A 16,228-nucleotide genomic window follows, 5' to 3' on the forward strand; every position below is an offset into this window, starting at 1 on the left:
TTGAAATATAGAAATAACCCTCGATTTAATAGGGATATATAACCTCATTCAATCGTGCATATGAACAATCAAAATAGTCCAGAAATAATCACCATTGATGACCAAAACTTTGGTAGCCACGTCGAGCATTGGAATTTACTCACAGATAACCCTGCACAAGATGTCCCTAAATGGTTAGGTTTAGCTTTAAATGCACCAATCATGCCGATGGGTTTATGCCAGACTGAACAAGATATGGATGCAGATTGCTGGCTCATTCAAGGTCCAAGTCAAGCGGCTGTTCAGCTGACTCAAGTCATCGCGGTTGAAGACAATAAACCCAAGGCTGTTAAAACTGCATTTCCAAGTTTTAATAGCCCCTATAAAGTGTCTGCTGTGGTTGAACGCATCATTCGCGGTCAATCCAACACACAAGCCGTTTTACGTTTAAACTTAGGCAATAACAGCATCGTCTACGCTTATGACAGCCTGTATAGCGTCAATCATGCTCAATACCAAAAAGACCAAACCTATATTGCACATCTCAATGCATGGGCATATGAACTAGAAGCAGTCGCAGAGCACGAGCAACTGGTGGTTGATGACCCTGCATCGATTAAACATCATCGTGCCTTGAACGATATTTTGGCAGCAAACAATGGCATTGCTCCTGCAAACCTACAAGAACAGATTGATGCATGGGAACCAAACTCGGATGATGACAAAGAACCTGTGACTGTCGATTTTTCAAAAATGGTCGCTTATTTGTATGGCGAAAAGATCGGTCAGGAAGATGAAGCATGGTTCCAAGGGAATATTGTGGGCAAAACCAGCATGCAATTTATGGAACAAGATTACACTCTGCTTGATGTTGCCTTGATTCATGAAGACAACCAACCTGCAACACTGATTCGTATTGCCACTAAAAATCCAGAGTACTCCAACTTTAATATTGGACAATACATTCGCGGCAACATTTGGATTCAAGCCAATATTTATGCATTAAATCAATAATTTATAAAAATAAGCCAACTCAGCCTATGCCAGAATGATGTACAGGTTGCGTTGGCTTTTTTATTTATATCAGTACGATTTATTTTAATTTGAATTCATTTGTATAAAACTTATCCACATATTTTATTATCTTTTGGTATTTTAAATTCATTTAAAAGCACATTTATCCACAGTTTTAAATTCAATTATATTATTTTAACGATGAATAATAAAATCCTAAGTTCTATGAGTTCTATGACTTTCAGATAGTTAGTTATTGGTAGCTACTGGCTTCTGGGTTAACAGAGCATAAACTTGAATATTTAAGTGATTATGTATAGTGGAGATCTGATTATTTTTAATTAGTACTTTATTTAAGCATTTTTTTATGTTAAAAATACAAACATGCAATAGGATTTTAACGATAATTAAATCGGAATAAAAACTTCCATGAAAATTATGCAAGAAGAAAATATACAGCATGTTGAACATCAATTAGAAAAGCGTTATCAGCTTGACGCTTATTCGTGCATGTTTTTTGTGTTAGGCATGATGATTTCTGCCTACTTCTTACATCAGTTCATCCTGTAACTGATTTCACGTAGCAGCCTAATTCAAAAAAGCCAACTTTGTTGGTTTTTTTATGCCTAAAAATATCTGCTATGACGTATCACTGGTCATTCTCTCCATGTTCTAAGCTAAGAAACATGGCACCCACAAAATTACTTGTATCTCATAAGCAAAGTTGCTCCCTCCCCCTTACTTGTCGCACTCACCTACCACCGCACTAATCGTGAAAAAGTTTTAAGCATTTAGATATGCCTGCACTTACAAAATAGCAATTTTAGATATAAAAAAACCTGCAAGCCTAAACTTACAGGTCTCTGAAAATACTATAAAAATTAGAACAAACGGTTCATACCATTTAAAGTCGCTACACGATACGCTTCAGCCATCGTCGGATAGTTAAACGTCGTTTCTACGAAATAATTGATGGTATTGTTTGGACTATTCATCACCGCTTGACCAATATGAATAATTTCCGAAGCGTTATTACCGAAGCAATGAACACCCAGCACTTCCAAAGTTTCACGGTGGAATAAAATTTTCAATTCACCTACTGTGTCACCCGTAATTTGCGCACGCGCCAAATGACGGAAAGAAGCCTGACCCACTTCATATGGAATTTTTTCTTCGGTTAACTCTTGTTCAGTTTTACCAATTGAAGAAATTTCTGGAATGGTATAAATTCCTGTCGGAATATCAACCACAGGTTCTACACCCACTTCACCGCTCATGTTTGCACCTGCGCAACGACCTTGGTCATATGCAGCAGAAGCCAGTGAAGGCCAACCAATCACATCACCCGCCGCGTAAATGTTTTCCACTTCGGTTTGGTATTGATCATTGACTGTAATTTGACCACGGCTGTTTGGCGTAATACCCACATTTTCTAGACCTAAGCCATCCGTATTTCCAGAGCGACCGTTACACCACAAAATAGCATCTGCTTTAATTTTCTTACCACTTTGCAAATGTAGCACCACGTGATCATCATAGGTTTCAAGATGATCAATCTGCTCATTATGGCGAATCAAGACCCCTTGTTGACGTAAGTGATAAGACAAAGCATCAGAAATTTCATCGTCTAGATAGCTCAGCAATTTATGCTGTGTATTAATCAGGTCAACTTTATGATCTAGTCCAATAAAAATAGACGCGTATTCACAGCCAATGACACCCGCACCATAAATGATGATTTTTTGGATTGAATAATCAAGGTCTAAAATTTTGTCCGAATCGAATACACGCGGATGATTAAAATCAAGCGCCGCAGGACGGTATGGACGGCTACCCGTTGCGATCACGATTTGTTTGCACATGATCGTTTCTTTGATGCCTTCAGGGCTAAATACTAAAACCGTATTTTGGTCTTGAACGTAAGCACGACCATGGTAAATATCAATTTTATTGCGGTCATAAAAACGTGAGTGTGTATCAACCTGTTGTTGAATCACTTTATGTGCATTTTGAAGCACTTGCTTCATTGTAAACTGACGCCAGTCGCCCATTTTTTTAAACATTGGGTCGCGGCGATAACGGATAATACTCGATACCGTTTGACGTAAAGCTTTACTTGGAATGGTCCCCACGTGGGTACAGTTACCACCGAGCTGCTCACGTACATCTACAATCGCAACACGCTTTCCAGATTTGGCAAGTTTCATTGCCGCGCCTTCACCCGCAGGGCCTGAACCTAGAACGACCGCATCGTACTTAACGAAAGTTCCACCAACGACCTCTTTTTTACGTGGCATTCAACGCTCCTTCTTCAAAAACTTATTACTTATCTTGGGCATATTATGACGTAATTGCAGGCAATTTGCTGTATTTAGCTTACATATATTAAGTGATAACCACATTTAGTAAATGAATAGTATTTCCGCCCTATCAATTCGCATTTCCGCTATACTAATACTGCTATTTTTAGCATCTCCCCCGTCAAAAACAGTGGAATAGTTGAATATGTCTGAAAACCGTAAACCTGAGCAGGGTATCAAACTTCGTGGCGCAGAAAAGGTCGCGCGTATACCTGTAAAAGTTATTCCTACGGTTGAAACGCCACGCAAGCCGGATTGGATTCGCGTGAAAATGGCAGCACCCGAAGAAGTGCAACGCATTAAATCAACCCTACGTGAACAAAAACTACATACCGTTTGTGAAGAAGCTGCATGTCCAAACCTCCCCGAATGTTTTGGTGGCGGTACTGCAACCTTTATGATTATGGGTGACATTTGTACACGTCGTTGTCCTTTCTGCGACGTGGCACATGGCCGTCCAAATGCACTTGACGCAGACGAACCACGTCACATGGCTGAAACGATTTCAAACTTAGGTTTAAAATATGCCGTGATCACTTCTGTAGACCGTGATGACTTACTTGACGGTGGCGCACAGCACTTTGTTGACTGTATTAAAGAAGCACGTGCATTAAGCCCGAATACTTTACTTGAGATTTTGGTACCTGACTTCCGTGGTCGTATGGACATTGCGCTTCGCATTATGACTGAGTGTCCACCTGATGTGTTTAACCATAACATTGAAACTGTGCCGCGTTTATACAAAGCGATGCGTCCAGGTTCAGACTACCAACACTCTTTAAATTTGCTGAAAATGTTTAAAGAATATTGCCCTGATGTTCCAACCAAATGTGGTTTGATGGTCGGTATTGGTGAAACTGAAGAAGAAGTCATTTCACTTTTAGATGACTTACATGCACACGGCGTTGACTATGTAACGATTGGTCAGTATTTACAACCTTCAAAAGAGCATGCACCGATTGACCGCTTCGTTACACCAGAAGAGTTTGAACGCTACACTGCACATGGTCAAAAGCTGGGTTTTAGAAATATTTGGGCAGCGCCGATGGTTCGTTCAAGCTACTTCGCTGACCGTCAATACTATGGCGAACCTGTACCAGCAGTACGTCGCAAAGCAGATCCTGCGAAAAAGATTGCGGTCCAAACGATTGAAGCTTAATTTGCTGCGGTGTTAAATAGTCAAAACGCAAAAATTAAAAGCCCTCATATGAGGGCTTTTTTTATTACGATCTTCGTTCTTTATATTTTTCAATTACGTATTCATACATTTCTAACACAGTCATTGTTCAATAAACGCCCTAATCTAATTCAAAGTCTAAAATAATCGTGATGCTACACATCACATCAAATTCATTTTATTACACCTTTTTAGTCTACGTTTTGCCTTATTTTCCGTGGAATTCTATAAAACGTATGACTGACCTCACGGTGTAAACAACGGGAGGTTTCAATGGGTTTCATTTTCGCCATTCTGTTTTTAATCTGTATCCTCTGGGCTATTTTTTATTTTGAACTCAGTCGCTTAATGGCAACTGCAATCATTATTTTTGCATCCCTCTTCGCTGCTATTTTTATCAGTCCGTGGTCATTACTTCTAGGTCTGCCCTTAATTATTCTCAGCCTGATTGTGGTTATTGATCCATTGCGAAAGTCTTTAATCACTCAACCTGCCTATAAAGCTTTAGCCAAAGCCATGCCGAGTATGAGCAGTACCGAGCGTGAAGCATTGGATGCAGGCACCAGTTGGTGGGAAAAAGAATTATTTATGGGCGCGCCTGACTGGAAAAAATTTGATGGTTATGTCTACCCAACTCTGTCTGCTGAAGAGCAATCCTTCTTAGATCATGAAGTTGAACACCTTTGTGGTTTACTCAATGAATGGGAAATTCATCACCACTTAAAAGATCTTCCTGTTGAGGCATGGCAATACATCAAAGAACAAGGCTTTTTAGGTTTAATTATTCCCAAAGAATACGGCGGTCGTGCCTTTAGCTCCTTTGCCCAAAGCCGCATCATGAGCAAAATTTCTTCACGATCACTGACCACTGCCGTCAGTTGTATGGTGCCCAACTCTCTAGGCCCAGGTGAATTGCTGTTACATTATGGAACTGAGGAACAAAAACAACGCTACTTACCAGGACTCGCTAAGGGTGAAGAAATCCCCTGCTTTGGCTTAACCAGTCCTGAGGCTGGTTCAGACGCGGGTGCAATACCTGATACAGGTGTAGTCTGTTATGGACAGTTTGAAGGCCAAGAAGTACTCGGTTTACGTATGAATTTTTCAAAACGCTGGATTACACTGGCACCTATTGCGACTGTGATTGGTCTCGCTTTTAAACTGTATGACCCTGATGGACTATTAGGTGATGCAAGCAAAACTGAATATGGCATTACCTGCGCCTTATTACCTGCTAGTCATGACGGTGTCCAAGTCGGTGCACGACATAATCCTGGTTCACCCTTTATGAATGGCACGGTCGATGGACAAGATATTTTTATTCCACTCGATTGGATTATTGGTGGGGTGGAAAATGCAGGTAAAGGTTGGCGCATGCTGATGGAATGCTTAGCCGTCGGTCGTGGGATTTCTTTGCCAGCCCTCTCCACTGCTTCAGCTGAAATGGCCTATTTAAGCGTCGGTGCTTTTGCCAAAGTTCGCCAACAATTTAAAATTTCTGTGGGACATTTTGAAGGCGTGCAAGAAGCCACCAGTGATATTGCCAGCGGTGCGTATATGTTAGAAGCTTTTCGCTATATGGTGACTTGTGGTTTAAATGAAGGTGGAAAACCTGCTGTGATGACAGCTATGGCCAAATACTATGCCACCGAAACCATGCGTAAAATTGTCAATCATGGGATGGATGTCGTTGGTGGTCGGGCGGTACAAATGGGGCCACGCAATTTTTTAGCACTGAATTATCAGGCCATCCCCATTTCAATTACCGTTGAAGGGGCCAATATTTTAAGCCGTTCTTTAATGATCTTTGGTCAAGGCTCAATGCGCTGTCATCCTTATTTATATGAAGAGCTACAACTCCTTCAAGCAGAAGATACAAAAGCAGCTTTAGTGCCTTTCGACACACTACTTTTTAAACATTTGGCTTATACCTTTAACCGCGCAGCACGTTCATTCAGTTATGGCTTATTCGGTGGCCCTTCAAATGCTTCCGCACAGACAGATTCTTTCTCACGTCCTTTTTACAAAACCATTAACCGTTTCAGTGCAAACTTCGCCTTAACCGCAGACCTGTGTTTAGGCTTACTTGCAGGCGATATTAAACGCAAAGAAATGCTTTCAGGGCGTTTGGCTGACATTCATGCCCATCTATTTATCGCGACCGCTATTTTGAAGTTTTATGAAAAAGGACAACGTAGTGAGGTGGAACAACAGCATGCTCAACTGGCTTTAGAAAAAGCATTTGTCCAAATTCAAGATGCATTTGATGGACTATTCGCAAACTTTCCTATGCGAGCCGCAGCTTGTGTGGTCAAGTTCATCTGTTTCCCTTTTGGTCGTGTTGCCCAGCAACCAAGTGATCAGCTAAAAACGCAATTAGGACTTGCTATTATGGAAAATAATTCTTTCCGTGAACAACTGAAGCAGCATGTTTTTTATAATACCGATCCCAATGACGTCTTTGGGCGTATGGAAAATGCCTTCCAAGCAGCATTAAAGATTGATCCACTGTGGACGAAGTTTAAAAAAGCGGAGTCTAAAGGACAATTTAAAGGCTTAGATTTTGAATCACATATTCAACATGCACTTGAAACAGGATTCATCAGTCCTGAAGAAGCAGATCAGTTGATTCATTACAATGCTCAACGCTTCGATAGTATGCTCACCGACATTTTCGATCATGAGCTTGAACAGACACTAGATTTAAAGAATCCTTACCATACAATGGGTTCCGATATTCAACCATAACCCTCTCATCGGTTTTCGAAACTCCTAAAAGATAAAAGTCCGTTTACGGGCTTTTATTTTATCCACACAATATAACCCAAGACATCAAAGCGAAGTTTTAAATCCAATACACGTTTAAACGATAGTAGAACTCTTCCACTTCCAAACGGACTTGATAACCTAATTTGGTAAGTTCTGCTGAAAAATGACGAATATCTTCTAGGGGTAAATGTTTTGGCAATACGGTAAATACTGCAGTATTTCCCTGTTTCGCACTCTCCTCAATTAGTGATGCTAAACGTAATTTATAGATTTCAATATCTAAATACGCTTGGTTGGACATAATTTTTGCCTGTTCGGCATTAATAAAAGCAGCCATCTTTTCCTCCAAATTTGCCCAAGTATTGACTATGAAACTAACGCAGATCAAAACAGCGTATAACGTGATTTGGTAACACTGTGTAGCCATTCCTTAGAGAAATAACAATAAGAATCAAATCTATTTAAAAAATCATCCACTACAATCCAAATTTTTCTGTTCACCAAACTCACTTACCGTTACAGAAAAAATAAATAAAGTTACCATCTATTTTATTTAAATAATAATTGTTATCATTTGCAATATTGTTTACTAATACACCAACTCTCTTCCATGAATAGCACCACTCAAATTGATGCCTTGGTTCATTCGGAAAAAGTCCGTCCGAAGCCTGCCAAAAAGAAGAAAGTCGACACACCACTTGGCTACCGTCTGATGGTGTTGTATCGATTTGCACTTGCCTTGCTTGGAGGTTATCTCCTTGCTGCACTCTCTGCATTAACCATTGCTAAAGTCTTTATTGCAAATCCTGTGAATGCGGCCATGAGCGCCACACTCATTGCATTTTGTCTTAACTGTGCTGCCTTTATTTGGGTCTTTATGGTTCAAAAAACCTTAAAAGCAACGCTCGGCATTGCTGTGCCATGTATTGCACTGTATGCCCTACTCAAATTTTTAGGATAGTTTTTCAATGCGTGTTGATCAAAAAGCGGAAGGACCGCGCCAATCCATGTCGTGGTTGCATACATGGGCCAGTCTCATTTTAGGGTGGCTGCTGTATGCAATTTTTGTGACTGGAACCCTGAGTTTTTTCCAAAATGAAATTTCTACTTGGATGAAACCAGAAACACATCAATCTGTCCCCGCACAGTCTCAAGTGCAACAAATGCAGGTCGCGCTCAACTATTTACAGAAAAACCACCCAGATGCAGGCAGTTGGAATATTCAACTACCCAACTCACGCCAAACCACAACTGAAGTGACTATTCGTGCCGTTGGTGAAGACCCGAAAGCACGTCGTGGTGGAACACGCATCACCTTAGACAGTGCGACTGGTGAAGTGATTGAACCACGGGATACGCGTGGTGGTGGATTCCTATATCGTTTCCATTTTGAGTTGTACGGTTTACCCCGCCTGTGGACGCGTTGGTTAGTCGGGATTGCCACCATGTTCATGTTGGTCGCAATTTTCAGCGGCATCATTACCCATAAAAAAATCTTTAAAGATTTCTTTACCTTTCGCTCAGGCAAAGGTCAGCGCTCATGGCTGGATGCACACAATGCAACCGCTGTTTTTGCACTGCCTTTTCATCTAATGATTACCTTTAGTGGCTTACTACTGCTCATGTTTATGTTCATGCCTTGGGGAATTAACCAAGCTTATGAAAATCGACAACAGTTTTTACGTGACCAACAGGCCAGCATGATTGAGCAGCCCCAAAAAGCTGAAGATGTGCAGCGCGAAGGTCGAGGTCAACACGAGGGTGAAAGAACGGATCGTGGAGAACGCGGACAGCAACGCGGTGAACATACAGAAGGTCATGGTGAGGAACGTCCACAACCCGAACTCCGCCCTGCACCACTGACAGACTTAGCGCCAATTATGGCAGCGGTACAACAACAGTGGGAAGACAATCCAATTTCTTCAATAAACATTATTTCACCCAATACAGACCAAGCCAAAATTGAGTTTCGTGCCTTGCGTGCCGAAAGCGTCGCGCATCGTAATATGTATGCAACCCTCAACTATAACGGTGTCACGGGTAAAAACGAAACGGATAAAAATATACGAATCAAAAATCCATCGATTCCAAGTGGCATTTATAACGTGGTCACTGTCTTACACGAAGCGCGTGGCCTCGACTTAGCACTGCGTTGGTTATTATTCTGCTCAGGTATTTTAGGTACGCTCATGGTGGCGACAGGTCTGATCCTTTGGTGTGTAAAACGTGCACCCCAACAGCAGAAACAAGGCTATAAATCGTTTGGTTTCCGACTGGTTGAAGTCCTGAATATTGCGGCCATTATTGGTTTGCCTTTGGCCTGCGCGGCATATTTTTATGCCAACCGTTTCATTCCTGCAGATGTAGAAATGCGCCTGAACTGGGAAATTCGTAGCTTCTTTACCGTATGGTTACTCACGCTAATTTATGCCATTTTCCGTACCCACCGCCAAGCATGGTTAGACTTACTTTTATTGGCAAAACTCGCTTTCGCCCTGCTGCCAGTGGTCAACTTGATGACAGGCGGTCAAGCTTTGTGGAATAGTATTGCACAGGGTCAATGGATGATTGCATCGGTTGATTTAGCCATGTGGGTAATGGCAGTAATTTTCTATTTCGCTTATGACAAAGTTAAAAAACATCAAGGTTTGCCGAACAAAAAAGTGAAAGCACCTGTTCAGGAGGCCGAAGCATGATTTGGTTTCTGATCATTTGGACTTTAGCGACCTTAGGTTTTTTTGCTCTTGCCAGCAGTATGTCTAAGCACCAAAAGCAAATCTTTAGCAAAGAACTGACACTTCAGCAAACACGCTTAGCAACCACTGTGGGTTGGTTACTGTTAATTGTTTCTTTGCTCATTTGCTTAACGCAAGGACATTGGAGTACCGAAATCAGTTATTGGATTGGCGTGATTACTTTCGCCGCATTGTTTGTTGGAGTTTGCTTGAGTTATTTTGAACAAAAAATTAAGAATATTGCTGTTTCAGTTTTACTCTTATTTATATTCAGCCTAACTTTGCACCTGATCTGAACCTAAAAGCCAATCTTCGGATTGGCTTTTTCACTTGAAAGCATTAGGCTATCCACAGTTTAAATCTTTGGTTATTTGTATGCCTAAATCTCCTAAAATTCCTGCTGAATTGGTCAACCTTGCAACAATGGGTAATAGTGACGCTCAATTTGAACTTGCTGAACTGTATATGCAAAGTGAAAATGAAGATGACATTACCCTTGCAGAAGAATGGGCGCTCAAAGCAGCAGCATTGGGTCATGTAGAAGCCATGTATTGGCTGGGTGAAGGTTATGCTTTTTATGCCAAAGAACTTCGCGAAGAAGATCCAAGCGAAGCTGAAACCTACTTTGGACATGCACATCACTGGTTAAAACAAGCCGCTGAACTCAAACACCCTACTGCAATATTAGAGTTGGCTGGTTTTTACCGTCGGGGCGATGTGGTTGAAAAAGATGTCGCTAAGTCGATTGAACTGGTACAACAAGCAGCGGAACTGGGTGAAGCTCAAGCCATGCGTGATTTGGCATTCATTTATGAAAATGCATTAGGTGTCGATGCCGATGAAGAAAAAGCCAAATACTGGCACGACAAAGCGGATGCCGCAGAACAGGAATAAAATAAAAAGCCCATCCTTTGATGTCATGCCAGTTAGTTAATAAACTGACTGGCATTTTTTAAATTTCATTCGATGGGCCATAAGGTCATCCGCAACCTGAGCAAGAATAAAAGCAATGCTTTTATTTGCAGCGTAAGACAAAGTAATCGCCTTTAAAATGAATTGTTTTTGCAACAAAAGGCGCTCTGCATTCAGAAAGTAAACAGATTTTTCGGATGAAAAATGTTTTTGGTTCTTTTACCGAAACAAAAGAACGCCCAAAAAATTGGACTTAAAACTTACGCACAAAAATAATATCTAAATCCTGCCTCGGCACAAAATTCTTTTCTGTCATTTGAAATTGTGTCGAACTGATCTTTTTCACCTGACCCTTCCAACAAAATGAAACCAGCTCATTCGGGTCACGCTCAATGGTCAGTTTAAAACTTTGAATAGGTTTCGCCCAATTTGCACCCGTTTTTAAAATATAGCCCAAGGCTTGATAAGATGCATATTGCGACTTGGCCTTTTTCAAACCCGCTTTGAAGTTTTGATCCATACAATAGGTTTTTTCATCCTCTTCAGGATATAAAGAGACCGAACCACCGACCAATGGCATGTACTCATGTTGTACATATGTCAACGCATTGGCCTTAAACTTCTGCTGCCAACTATAAATGATTTGTGATTCCCAATAAATTTCATCATCCGCCTGATAGGGTTTTAAAAGCTGCTGCACTGTTTTGTCCTGACAACGATACAAACGCTGATTAAGCGTAGAGTCTTGTTGCAATAACCACGGATACATCAAATCTCGATCAGAAAAACCACATTTTTTCAAACCCGCAGTCACATCGACGACTTCGCCATTGGAATTGAAGTCACCACTTGCTGTTAAAGCAGGTAAAAATGCGCGCACATGCGTTTCTGGCTGAATCTTTTGTGCATTCGCTTGTACTTTAAAGCTTTGAATCAATTGTTCGGTATGCGCAAAATCGCTTTCACGCGAACTGCCCACACGTGGCAAAGGAAATAAAACAGTTTCAGTAATATCTTGAGCGGTAAGATTTTTAAATTGGTAATTCACCCGAATGATGTTTTTACTGATAAACAAATCTTCACTTTGCATACTAATCTTTGGATTTTTAAGATATTGCACACCGCCTGTTGCCACAAAACCCGTACTGTCATTAGCACTGATCTGTATAGAGATGAACACGCATAGTCCGAGGATTTTTTTCATTTAACGTCTTCTTTTCATATTTATTGTGCTGTTCCCATGCGAGCGTTTGAATGATCAAGCACGATCACTTGTCGGCAGATGCCCTCGACTTGACGTTGCTGCTCAAATACAGATGCAGGCATCGCATCAAAACTGTCAAAGAAACAGATTTCCTGCTCATCTATAGAATAAACCAGTGAATGGTTTCCGACGCCTTCTAAAGTATCGTAATAGACAATGATAAATTTATTTTGCTCAAATGCCTGTTGAATTTGTTGGTAATTGATGGCCGCTAAAACTGGCAATTTTAGTTGCTCAGCTTCTGCATAACTCAATTTTTCTTGTGATTGAAGCTCTGGGTCTTCATCAGTATAAAATTGAACATCAAAGCCAAATTTCTTTAATCCGACTGCCAAGCCAATGGTTGTCGTTCCGTTTTCTGCATCGTAACCACAGACCTCAATCAACTGTTCAATATCCGCATCGATATATAAATGCTGGAGTAGCATCCATACCGCATAAATACCGCCATTAGCTTCAAGGTTCATTAAGGATTCAGGGATATTCACGGCCATAACACAATTCAAAAAAGATGATTGTGTTGATAATAAACAAAACATCGTTGGAACTAAATAAAATTACAAACTGATATCCTTCTTTAATAATACGACTTGGAGTACTTCATCATGATCATATTGAATCAATGAGCTAAAAAGGTCTTTTTCCTCACTGCCAATGAGGCCAGTGATTCTTTCACCCTGCAAATTCAAGTATGTTGCCAAAACATCACACCACAGAACTTCATGACCTAAAATAATTTCTGCATGATTTCGTGATAAATCATGCAGAAAACTTGCCCACTCATCTTTAAATGGTAGCTGTAGAACAATATCTTTTAATTTAACAATTATTTGTGGGTGATCCGTTAATAAATACCAAATATTTGAAATTTCGTCCTTAGTCAAAATTTGATTTATTTGAAATAAACGATCTTGTACATACTCACCTAACCAAGACCAAATTTTATCAACATCATTTTCTTCGGATAAAATTCTTCGCACAGTGATTAAAATTTGCTCATAAATATCTTGATTTTCAAATCGCTGTAAAGTTCGCAAAGACTGAACCGAATCCTCATGATATTCAAAATAAATACTATAGACATATAGGTCTGTTAAGCCTTGAATAAGTTGCTTATCATTATGATACAGAGCATATTGCAATATATTAAAGAACTCTTTACGAATTTCTCTAAATTCCGCAAACTCTAAACAAGCATTCGACAAAAATCCCTTCCAAGCTAAGAGCTTAATTTTCTTTTTTTCTGAAAAAAGATATGGCAATAACTCTTTTTGAGCGAACAAGGAATTTCTACTCTTAATGAATGAGTAAAAATTCAACAGTCTGATAAGTGCATAACCATTTTCATCTTTATCAATCAATAACTTTATAAAGATTTCACAACTTTTTTGTCCTTCCTCATCATCTTTAGAAAGCTCATATAGTTTAATAATAAAGCAAGCAAGTGAGCCATTCACACTATTTAAACTTTCAGTGAAACCATCAATATTATCTGGTGCAAAAGATTCATGACTATCATTCAAATCTAGTATCTTTTTGGCGGTATTTACCCACGATAAATATTGAATTGCATCACTTCGGTAGTAAACAACTTCATGAATATCACTTAAAAATTGAGAAATAGCATAAATTTGACTTCTATCCTGCCGAATGATCACTTGCTGACAGATCGCAATAAATTTTTCATGTATATTTTTGTCAAACTGCCAAGCTTTGGCCTTTCTTATAATTATTTTAACAATTGGGTGCTCAGGCATAATTTGTACCGTAAATTTCAAAAATTCCAATACCCATTGAATATTTGTATTTTCAATTTCACTCCATAAACCTTCGTAGCTTAATTGATTAGGCCCACCAAATTTATTATTAAAATCATATTCCAATAAAGCTAAATACCAAATGTAATCATTTCTTTTTTCAATTTCTTCTATTGTAAAAGGCGAGCTATATGTCACTCTATATACACCTGATGAATACCATGATAGATATGGTTTATCCTTTAAGTTAAACTCAGGAATTAATGTTTTTAACCGATCATATTCGTTTTTAACCGATCATATTCTTGCTTTATTAAGTTACAGCTTGGTGAAAATTTATAAATCCAAGAAAAAAAATTCAATTTTTCATAATTTCCAAATTCTACATTATTTTTAATCTTATTAATTATTTCAACTCTACGAGCTGTAGATAACTTCCTATAGTTTAACTCCAAGAACTTAAAAAACTCAGACCTGTATTCAATATCAAACCAATCAAATTTCAAACTGATTAAACTATAAATAAAATCAGCACTAGATGAGCAATGATAGCTCATCAAATAAATCCCCAAGCGATTTAATAAAACACTCTCGGAGTTAATGCATTTTTTCATATATTGATCCAGAAAATCCACATTTAATTTATTTTCCGAAATCAATAAAACCACACTATCAACAAGATGAAAAATTAAATCAGTATGACGTTTAGACTTTTCCCAAATTTCTTGTTTTCGTATAAATCGGTATTTATTACCACCTTCCCAAAGCTGAATATACTTTTCATACTCACTTAATTTGTCAAAAAACACTTCAAGTGTAGGTTCATAAAATCTTTCGTTTTCTTTGACTATTTTTACTAAGACATCAACATCATATCGTTCTATCCCAAATCTAACTTTAGGTTTAATCTCTATCTTAAGATAAGCACTGAATGCTCTTGTGAACTCAGTAACCAGGCCAAAGCTAACTAATTTTTTAAGCACCCATGAAATTACGCCATTCCATAAACCACTTTCTTGATAAAGACTACTCTCCAAAAACAGAAACCACTTCAAATAACAATTCTTATCTTGCAGATCATCCAATGTTCTAAAAAACACCCAAAGCAAATTTTTATTGCTCTTTAAAGCTGGATATTTTTGTAATAAATCCATTAATTCATTTGTATGAGTCTCCAAACAGCCTCTCAACCAATGAAATAAATCATCTTCTTGCTTCATCAATATATCAAATAATGACTGATCTTCTTTAATTTTAAACAACCAAACTTCAGGGCGTGCTAATCTATAAAAATGCTTATAACTATCATTTGAACCTAAGAAGTACTTTATGTAGTTTAAATCATCTTCATATTGCTTCTGTTCATACTCAACAACTTTAGAACAAATAAACTTCCCATAATCAGAAAAACCTAAATTTAAAAAATGTGCAATTTTTTCTACTGCTTCAGGTAATTGCAGATGTGTTCCATTTTCTTTTTGATAAATCAAAGGCTCAATCCCTAAAGACGTCCAGTGATTGACTTGCTGAGTATTTCCATCTTCAATATTTGCAAATGCGTAGAGTTTAGATGCTCTATTCTTAGGTAAAGATCGAGTTAAATATTTTAAAATTGTGTCATTATAAGAATAACCAATAAATATAAAATCGTAATTTAAAAAGGCATCTGTTAATAATCTCTTCGCCCAACTCTCAGAAAGATATGCTCTACCGAAGTCAGAATCTGATAAGACCATTGAACTAGGGTCAGTTACATTACCGTGTAAATAAATAACTCCCTCAATATTGCTTCCTAATGGAAAAACGGGCGCATTAAATTTTTTGATTACACCATCAGGATTCAGGTTAAAGAACGCCTTTTCAAATAAAAGGTCAAAGTTCGTAGTAATAACACGAGGTTTTTTTGGAAATAGTTTGAGGATATCATGATGAAGCTGCGTCGGTTGAGGTGAGTTTTGATTTAAAACACGAATACATTGTTCATGAATTCTTACACCTTGATCAAAACCTTCTCCGAGCTTCTGATCTGGATTATCAAATTTCTCATTATCATCTAAGTTCAATATTTTACGAGTTAAAGTAACAAAATCAGGTAAGTTGGCTGGCGTTGCCATTGAAACTCCTGCCCCAGCAAAGACAATTACCCTATTGTGTTTAAGCGAATCAATTAAAGTTGCTGGTATTTCAACATTGCCAAATTTCATAATGACTAAAACTCATTAATTTTATAAAAATTATACGGTTTTATAATGTACAAATAG

General features: G+C 38.7%; 14 protein-coding genes. 8 read left to right on the plus strand and 6 right to left on the minus strand.

Features of this window, described 5'->3' with window-relative positions; translation table 11 throughout:
- Nucleotides 1-60: 60 nt before the first annotated feature.
- Complete coding sequence (locus GVX98_RS08135) at nt 61-993, plus strand: hypothetical protein (protein ID WP_159127768.1); 933 nt, start codon at nt 61-63, stop codon at nt 991-993.
- A gap of 429 nt (nt 994-1,422) precedes the next feature.
- Nucleotides 1,423-1,563, plus strand: coding sequence for a hypothetical protein (locus GVX98_RS16765; RefSeq protein WP_004693924.1), 141 nt, complete (start codon nt 1,423-1,425; stop codon nt 1,561-1,563).
- A 311-nt stretch (nt 1,564-1,874) separates the two neighbouring features.
- Here the strand turns inward: GVX98_RS16765 and sthA are convergent, their stop codons facing one another.
- Complete coding sequence (gene sthA, locus GVX98_RS08140; RefSeq protein ID WP_004693926.1) at nt 1,875-3,290, minus strand: Si-specific NAD(P)(+) transhydrogenase; 1,416 nt, start codon at nt 3,288-3,290, stop codon at nt 1,875-1,877.
- Between the two features lie 208 nt (nt 3,291-3,498).
- Between sthA and lipA the strand changes: the two genes are divergently transcribed.
- Nucleotides 3,499-4,512, plus strand: coding sequence for a lipoyl synthase (gene lipA / locus GVX98_RS08145; protein WP_004693928.1), 1,014 nt, complete (start codon nt 3,499-3,501; stop codon nt 4,510-4,512).
- A gap of 291 nt (nt 4,513-4,803) precedes the next feature.
- Nucleotides 4,804-7,278, plus strand: a complete 2,475-nt coding sequence (locus GVX98_RS08150) for an acyl-CoA dehydrogenase (RefSeq protein ID WP_159127769.1) — start codon at nt 4,804-4,806, stop codon at nt 7,276-7,278.
- Nucleotides 7,279-7,375: 97 nt separating this feature from the next.
- Here GVX98_RS08150 and GVX98_RS08155 read toward each other — a convergent pair whose 3' ends face one another.
- Entirely contained in the window at nt 7,376-7,636 is a 261-nt protein-coding gene (locus GVX98_RS08155; RefSeq protein WP_078425966.1) for a hypothetical protein, read from the minus strand.
- A 273-nt stretch (nt 7,637-7,909) separates the two neighbouring features.
- Here GVX98_RS08155 and GVX98_RS08160 point away from each other — a divergent pair, with 273 nt between their 5' ends.
- The 4 genes from GVX98_RS08160 to GVX98_RS08175 all read left to right on the plus strand — a co-directional run bounded on the left by GVX98_RS08160 (nt 7,910) and on the right by GVX98_RS08175 (nt 10,928).
- Nucleotides 7,910-8,260: a hypothetical protein gene (locus tag GVX98_RS08160; protein ID WP_159127770.1), complete on the plus strand. Its 351-nt coding sequence runs from the start codon at nt 7,910-7,912 to the stop codon at nt 8,258-8,260.
- 7 nt (nt 8,261-8,267) lie between these two features.
- Entirely contained in the window at nt 8,268-9,995 is a 1,728-nt protein-coding gene (locus GVX98_RS08165; protein WP_159127771.1) for a PepSY domain-containing protein, read from the plus strand.
- The gene (locus GVX98_RS08170; protein ID WP_125273047.1) at nt 9,992-10,330 is read left to right on the plus strand and encodes a DUF3325 domain-containing protein; all 339 of its coding nucleotides are present in this window, start codon (nt 9,992-9,994) and stop codon (nt 10,328-10,330) included. The genes GVX98_RS08165 and GVX98_RS08170 overlap by 4 nt, the downstream gene beginning before the upstream one ends.
- A 79-nt stretch (nt 10,331-10,409) precedes the next feature.
- Nucleotides 10,410-10,928, plus strand: coding sequence for a tetratricopeptide repeat protein (locus GVX98_RS08175; protein WP_171503309.1), 519 nt, complete (start codon nt 10,410-10,412; stop codon nt 10,926-10,928).
- Between the two features lie 271 nt (nt 10,929-11,199).
- Here GVX98_RS08175 and GVX98_RS08180 read toward each other — a convergent pair whose 3' ends face one another.
- The 4 genes from GVX98_RS08180 to GVX98_RS08195 form a co-directional block, all read right to left on the minus strand.
- Nucleotides 11,200-12,150: a DUF4424 family protein gene (locus tag GVX98_RS08180; protein ID WP_035326603.1), complete on the minus strand. Its 951-nt coding sequence runs from the start codon at nt 12,148-12,150 to the stop codon at nt 11,200-11,202.
- Nucleotides 12,151-12,170: 20 nt separating this feature from the next.
- Nucleotides 12,171-12,704 carry a cysteine peptidase family C39 domain-containing protein gene (locus tag GVX98_RS08185; RefSeq protein ID WP_004980678.1) on the minus strand — a complete coding sequence of 178 codons (534 nt, stop codon included), beginning with the start codon at nt 12,702-12,704 and terminating at the stop codon, nt 12,171-12,173.
- Nucleotides 12,705-12,767: 63 nt separating this feature from the next.
- Nucleotides 12,768-14,165, minus strand: a complete 1,398-nt coding sequence (locus GVX98_RS08190) for a hypothetical protein (protein WP_159127773.1) — start codon at nt 14,163-14,165, stop codon at nt 12,768-12,770.
- A 71-nt stretch (nt 14,166-14,236) separates the two neighbouring features.
- Nucleotides 14,237-16,171 carry an SIR2 family protein gene (locus tag GVX98_RS08195; protein ID WP_159127774.1) on the minus strand — a complete coding sequence of 645 codons (1,935 nt, stop codon included), beginning with the start codon at nt 16,169-16,171 and terminating at the stop codon, nt 14,237-14,239.
- Nucleotides 16,172-16,228: the final 57 nt, after the last annotated feature.

The sequence above is a fragment of the Acinetobacter sp. 8I-beige genome, from assembly GCF_902505955.1.
Taxonomy (GTDB): Bacteria; Pseudomonadota; Gammaproteobacteria; order Pseudomonadales; family Moraxellaceae; genus Acinetobacter; species Acinetobacter johnsonii.

Coding starts and splice junctions, on each gene's coding strand:
- GVX98_RS08150 (WP_159127769.1), top strand. CDS start 4,804: ATGGGTTTCATTTTCGCCATTCTGTTTTTAATCTGTATCCTCTGGGCT.
- GVX98_RS08195 (WP_159127774.1), bottom strand. CDS start 16,171: ATGAAATTTGGCAATGTTGAAATACCAGCAACTTTAATTGATTCGCTT.
- GVX98_RS08170 (WP_125273047.1), top strand. CDS start 9,992: ATGATTTGGTTTCTGATCATTTGGACTTTAGCGACCTTAGGTTTTTTT.
- GVX98_RS08135 (WP_159127768.1), top strand. CDS start 61: ATGAACAATCAAAATAGTCCAGAAATAATCACCATTGATGACCAAAAC.
- sthA (WP_004693926.1), bottom strand. CDS start 3,290: ATGCCACGTAAAAAAGAGGTCGTTGGTGGAACTTTCGTTAAGTACGAT.
- GVX98_RS08160 (WP_159127770.1), top strand. CDS start 7,910: ATGAATAGCACCACTCAAATTGATGCCTTGGTTCATTCGGAAAAAGTC.
- GVX98_RS08175 (WP_171503309.1), top strand. CDS start 10,410: ATGCCTAAATCTCCTAAAATTCCTGCTGAATTGGTCAACCTTGCAACA.
- GVX98_RS16765 (WP_004693924.1), top strand. CDS start 1,423: ATGAAAATTATGCAAGAAGAAAATATACAGCATGTTGAACATCAATTA.
- GVX98_RS08185 (WP_004980678.1), bottom strand. CDS start 12,704: ATGGCCGTGAATATCCCTGAATCCTTAATGAACCTTGAAGCTAATGGC.
- GVX98_RS08165 (WP_159127771.1), top strand. CDS start 8,268: ATGCGTGTTGATCAAAAAGCGGAAGGACCGCGCCAATCCATGTCGTGG.
- GVX98_RS08180 (WP_035326603.1), bottom strand. CDS start 12,150: ATGAAAAAAATCCTCGGACTATGCGTGTTCATCTCTATACAGATCAGT.
- lipA (WP_004693928.1), top strand. CDS start 3,499: ATGTCTGAAAACCGTAAACCTGAGCAGGGTATCAAACTTCGTGGCGCA.
- GVX98_RS08155 (WP_078425966.1), bottom strand. CDS start 7,636: ATGGCTGCTTTTATTAATGCCGAACAGGCAAAAATTATGTCCAACCAA.